Source organism: Acinetobacter sp. YH16044, from assembly GCF_013417145.1.
In the GTDB taxonomy this organism is placed as follows: Bacteria; Pseudomonadota; Gammaproteobacteria; order Pseudomonadales; family Moraxellaceae; genus Acinetobacter; species Acinetobacter amyesii.
Window position 1 is genome coordinate 1 of the sequence record NZ_VPEK01000079.1, and the last position, 4,449, is coordinate 4,449.

The 4,449-nt window shown below is 31.3% G+C and carries 6 protein-coding genes and 1 pseudogene; 4 read left to right on the forward strand and 3 right to left on the reverse strand.

The window, feature by feature from the left end; translation table 11 throughout:
- Positions 1-1,054 (forward strand): hypothetical protein (locus tag FTV38_RS16640; protein WP_180022993.1); only part of this gene is annotated, 1,054 nt, incomplete at its 5' end.
- 69 nt (positions 1,055-1,123) lie between these two features.
- Here the strand turns inward: FTV38_RS16640 and FTV38_RS16645 are convergent.
- From FTV38_RS16645 to FTV38_RS16655, 3 genes are all read right to left on the reverse strand, one after another.
- Entirely contained in the window at positions 1,124-1,384 is a 261-nt protein-coding gene (locus tag FTV38_RS16645; protein WP_008917004.1) for a helix-turn-helix domain-containing protein, read from the reverse strand.
- Complete coding sequence (locus FTV38_RS16650) at positions 1,381-2,241, reverse strand: replication initiation protein (protein ID WP_179991741.1); 861 nt, start codon at positions 2,239-2,241, stop codon at positions 1,381-1,383. The genes FTV38_RS16645 and FTV38_RS16650 overlap by 4 nt, the downstream gene beginning before the upstream one ends.
- A 227-nt stretch (positions 2,242-2,468) precedes the next feature.
- Positions 2,469-2,786: a hypothetical protein gene (locus FTV38_RS16655; protein ID WP_179991742.1), complete on the reverse strand. Its 318-nt coding sequence runs from the start codon at positions 2,784-2,786 to the stop codon at positions 2,469-2,471.
- Positions 2,787-2,812: 26 nt separating this feature from the next.
- On the opposite strand from FTV38_RS16655, the gene FTV38_RS16660 reads away from it, so the two are divergent.
- From FTV38_RS16660 to FTV38_RS16670, 3 genes and pseudogenes are all read left to right on the forward strand, one after another.
- Entirely contained in the window at positions 2,813-3,352 is a 540-nt protein-coding gene (locus FTV38_RS16660; RefSeq protein WP_179996694.1) for a hypothetical protein, read from the forward strand.
- A 223-nt stretch (positions 3,353-3,575) separates the two neighbouring features.
- Entirely contained in the window at positions 3,576-3,989 is a 414-nt protein-coding gene (locus tag FTV38_RS16665) for a relaxosome component (RefSeq protein WP_008917002.1), read from the forward strand.
- Positions 3,964-4,449, forward strand: a pseudogene (locus tag FTV38_RS16670) (hypothetical protein); the annotation flags it as partial. The gene FTV38_RS16665 and the pseudogene FTV38_RS16670, both read left to right, overlap by 26 nt.

A 4,449-nucleotide genomic window follows, 5' to 3' on the forward strand; every position in this document is an offset into this window, starting at 1 on the left:
CGCATTAGCAGATAAAAGAGCATACAAAACATACTATCACTATGCAGATAAAAAACTATTTAACGCATTTTGTGAAGTTGTTAATTATGAGAATAATATTAGCTCAGTTATAGACGTAGAAAATCACAAAGAAAGAAATAAGCTAATTAATACTTTAAATAATAAAATACCAAAACACAAAAAAGATATAGTAAATAAATTACAGGAAGAAATAATAGCGAAAATATCAATCGAAGAAATAAACAACAGAAAAGAATTAATTGATTTTTTAACTAAAGAGAAAAATATAATTATAAATCGTACAGGTGATAATTATATATCTATTAAATTTAGCGAAGAAGATAAGCCTGTAAGGTTAAAAGGAGATATCTATGAACAGAGCAGAGATTACAAAACTTATAACGAAGAATCAAGAATCGATCACAGAGCAGATCGAGAGTACGTTAAAAACGCACTCAGAGAGCACACGAGCGTTTTTGACGCAGAGCTTAGCAAAAGAACAAGTAGAAATAAAAAACGCTTTAAAAGAACACAGAACGAAAATAAGAATAGCAATGAACAAAACAATAAGAGAACAAATGACATTCAGGATGTTAGATCTGAAATATCAAGTAATAATAATAGCCTTATTAGGAATGAATTTATTTTTCTTAATTTTAATAATGATTTTAATAAAGAGAATTTAAACAATGAGCAGAATAATAGAAGCGATAAAACAGAAGAAAGAACAAGAGAACAAAGAATTAGAAGCATTGGAAGCGAAATTGAAAACATTAATCAAGAACAACAATCTATTTATTCGAAATTCGAAGATAGAAGTAGAGAACAACAATATATTAATGAGAAATCTAAAAGAATTAGAAGAAGAATTAGACTATCAAACAGATATGTTGACAGATTTTTTAGATTATTTTTTGACAATATCGAGCGATTTAAACGAACTCAAGAACTCAAAAAAAGCATCACTCAAAAAGTCTCAAAATTCTTTAAAAAACAAGAAGAAACGCAAGGGCAACAAAACAAAATTGAAAGACGACGAAGATTTAAAATCTGATATTCAAGACATGAAAAAAACGCTTAGTTTTTTATTTAGTTATTATAAGAACCACATAACAAAAGAGAGCTAAACGCTCTCTTTTAGATCTTGTTGCTTGTATCGCTTCGCTAGAGACGTTACAGCGTTATAAGAGCATTGCATAGCTTCCGCTACCTCTTTCCAACTCAGCCCCTTCTCTCGTAGCTCATACGCTGTTTTGCGACGATTTAATGCCTCTTTCTCGTAATCTTCTCTGTCTATAGCAGTGTATTTTATTACTGTTGTTATTGAGACATTAAATTTTTTTGCTAACTCTTTTTGTGTTAATCCGTCTCTGTTTACTCTCATTTTTTACCTCCTAAAAAATCAAGCATATTCAATATTTCGCTTTGTTTTTTATAGTTATTTTTTTTCTTTCCTAGATTCTTTTTTCCCCTTGCGCTTTGTATCTCTGAAAACTTAGCAACGTCAAAATTTTTCCATGTCCATTTGCCTATACTTCGGGCTGTCGCTTTTATTTCATTGAATGGCAAAGGGTTTTGCTGATTACAAACAGCGTTGAGGTTGATCGCTTGTCTCTCAACTTCTTTCATCCATTGTTCAAATGATGATGAAGATTTAAACCCTAAAACTCGTTTATAAGACCAAGCTCGCAGATCATCAAAAAGGTTAACATTGCGACCTAATCCGTAATTTTCAGCTTTAACGCTTTTAGGTTGATTTAAATCGACAAAATCAGCGAGATAATCGAGATCATACAATTCAGCACCAGACCACCAAGGCGACCAATGACTATTTAACGGGTTTTTAGTAATAAGCCCTACATAGTTAGGGTCTGAACCTAATCTGTTTGCTATGCTGTTTTCTACTGCGGAGGCATAGCGTAACGGTTTTAATTTTGCTTGTTGTGTTTTACAAACCCCGTTCTTCAAAATATAACCATAATGACACCTGCCAGATTTGGGGCTTTTCGTTATAAAGTGAGGAACAGGCAAGTTAACTTCTTCAAATTTATAAAAACAATTTTCTTCATCTAGATCGAATAGCAAGCAAGTTTGTATAGCTGGTTGATTAGCTTGTATGTAAAGCATTTCTAGCGCTTTTTCTTTTTTTCTAATTCTTAACCCATTACTTAAATCGTCAGAACAGTAGGGCTTCATTGGCATTTGACTTATAAAATTTTGTCTATTATCGTTGTTAAACATAAAGCAGTCCTTTTTCTCTGAAACCCTGTTGCTACGGTCGCCAAACTCAAAGCAATAGGGTTTCTGTTTTCTTATGTTTTAATACATCAAAAAAGTTTGTCAAGTGATTGCCTTAACCATATCAGATAACAGCCCCAAAGGGGTGGTTTTTTGGGCGTTAGCAAAGCAAACCTTTTTGAACGCTTCAAACTAACAAAAACAAGTTTTGTCAGCTCTCAGCGTTGAGCTTAATAGCTATCTTTCAAATCCTCGTCTTTAAAGTATTCGATAGCTTTAAGTATTTTCTCAAGGTCTACTTTATTTTTTTTATCTAATCCATCTTTTAATAATCCAGCCAGAATTGAGTTCTTTATTTCTGCTGTTACAACCATAGGGGCTAAAACAGATCTAGACTTTGGGTAGTCCTCCCAATGAAGACCTAGGCATTTTCTTGATTCTTCTTCGTTATTTAAGTGGTTATACTTACCGTATATCACGTAAAATCTTTTCTTTTCATCATAATGTGCAATGTTATATTCTTTCCAGTATGAAATGATCTTATCCATTATTTATTCCTTTTTTGAGGTTTGTTATGCCTAAAAATCACCTTATTTTTTCTACAATTACTCTAATAACAATCTGTTATCCAATCATATCATTAGCTAATGATATTCCGATTGAGTGTAAATCAGTAGAAGCTAACGCGTTAGTAAATCAAGCTTATAAATCACAATATGATAAGGCTTTTGTTGCTAAGCAACGGTTAGATCCAAATGAACCAGCGTCGTTAGTTTATGAAAAATTGACTGATTATGATTATAAAAATGGAGACTTCAAAGACATAATTATTCCATTGGATATATCGTTGACCCAAAATGCAGATACTCAATTGTTGGCTGTTCGAGAGGTTGCATATGATAATAAAAATAAAACTAGAACTTGTGAGGCAGCGGTTAAGATTTCAATAAGTGGTGTATTAATCGAAAATTATCAGGAATTAATTCCTAACGATATAGAGTTTAGAGATTTTACAAATCAGTTTAAAAATAAAGAAATAGGAACATTTAATATTAAATATATATTGGATAAGGATTATTCTGGTAACAATCAGATAGTTGTCTATGGATTATAATTAAGTGCGTAGCAGTGAGCGGAGCGAACTAGAAGAAAAAAGACCTCAAGATCGGTTTTGATTTTGGGGTTTATGTATTGACAATAAAGCAAAATATCTTATTTCTTAAGTAAGGGATACCTTAGATAGCAAGTTAGCGCAATACTTCGTATTACGTTACTTGTGAGGGGCTTCGCCCCTTCAATCCCCTGAAGGTCAAAACATAAAACACAAGGAAAAAAACATGGCAAATTTGAGCAATTTAAAAATTCTCATTGAAGATAAAAAAACATATAAAGATCGCTATCAACGTAAAAATTTTATTTCTTTATGTTTAAGTGACGAAGAATTAACAGAAGTTGAATTGTTAGCTGAAAAATTAGATTTAAAAAGAGCAGCAGCTATAAGAGCGTTACTTTTAAATAAATCTGCAATATTAAAAAATAAAATAAAAAATAACGGAAATAAAGAATATCTATTTCTATTAAATAATATATCTAATAACATTAATCAAATCGCTAAAAAAATTAATGCTAATATTGATTTTTTTATTAACAGCGCCAACGGTGAGCAATTCGCTTATTTGTTTGAAGAACTAACAGAGGATATAGAAAAAATAAAAGAGGTTTATAATGATACACAAACAGATAGGAGGTAAAAACAAACAGAGAAACGTTAAAAACTCATTATCTTATTTATTGCGTAAAGACAAAATAGAAGAACAACAATATATAAAAGTTTTATCTACAACAACAGAGAAAGATATTTTAAACTTTAACGAATATATTCAATCAAAAAACTTCTCTCACCCATACACAGCGGGCGTTCTTTCGTTTGAAGAAAAAGACATCGACGAAGATTTAAAAAATAAAATCATGTCAGAATTTGAAGAAATGATGTTCGCAGAAATCGCACCTGAGAACCGTCCCCCGGTCCTTTGGGTGCAGCATCAAGATAAAGGGCGACTAGAACTTAATTATCTTACATTCAACGCATTAGCAGATAAAAGAGCATACAAAACATACTATCACTATGCAGATAAAAAACTATTTAACGCATTTTGTGAAGTTGTAAATTATGAAAATAATATAAATTCAGTTACAGACGTAGAAAATCAC

Bases quoted from the DNA above. Each gene is read 5' to 3' on its own strand.
- FTV38_RS16645 (WP_008917004.1), bottom strand. From the start codon at position 1,384: ATGAGAGTAAACAGAGACGGATTAACACAAAAAGAGTTAGCAAAAAAA.
- FTV38_RS16650 (WP_179991741.1), bottom strand. From the start codon at position 2,241: ATGTTTAACAACGATAATAGACAAAATTTTATAAGTCAAATGCCAATG.
- FTV38_RS16655 (WP_179991742.1), bottom strand. From the start codon at position 2,786: ATGGATAAGATCATTTCATACTGGAAAGAATATAACATTGCACATTAT.
- FTV38_RS16660 (WP_179996694.1), top strand. From the start codon at position 2,813: ATGCCTAAAAATCACCTTATTTTTTCTACAATTACTCTAATAACAATC.
- FTV38_RS16665 (WP_008917002.1), top strand. From the start codon at position 3,576: ATGGCAAATTTGAGCAATTTAAAAATTCTCATTGAAGATAAAAAAACA.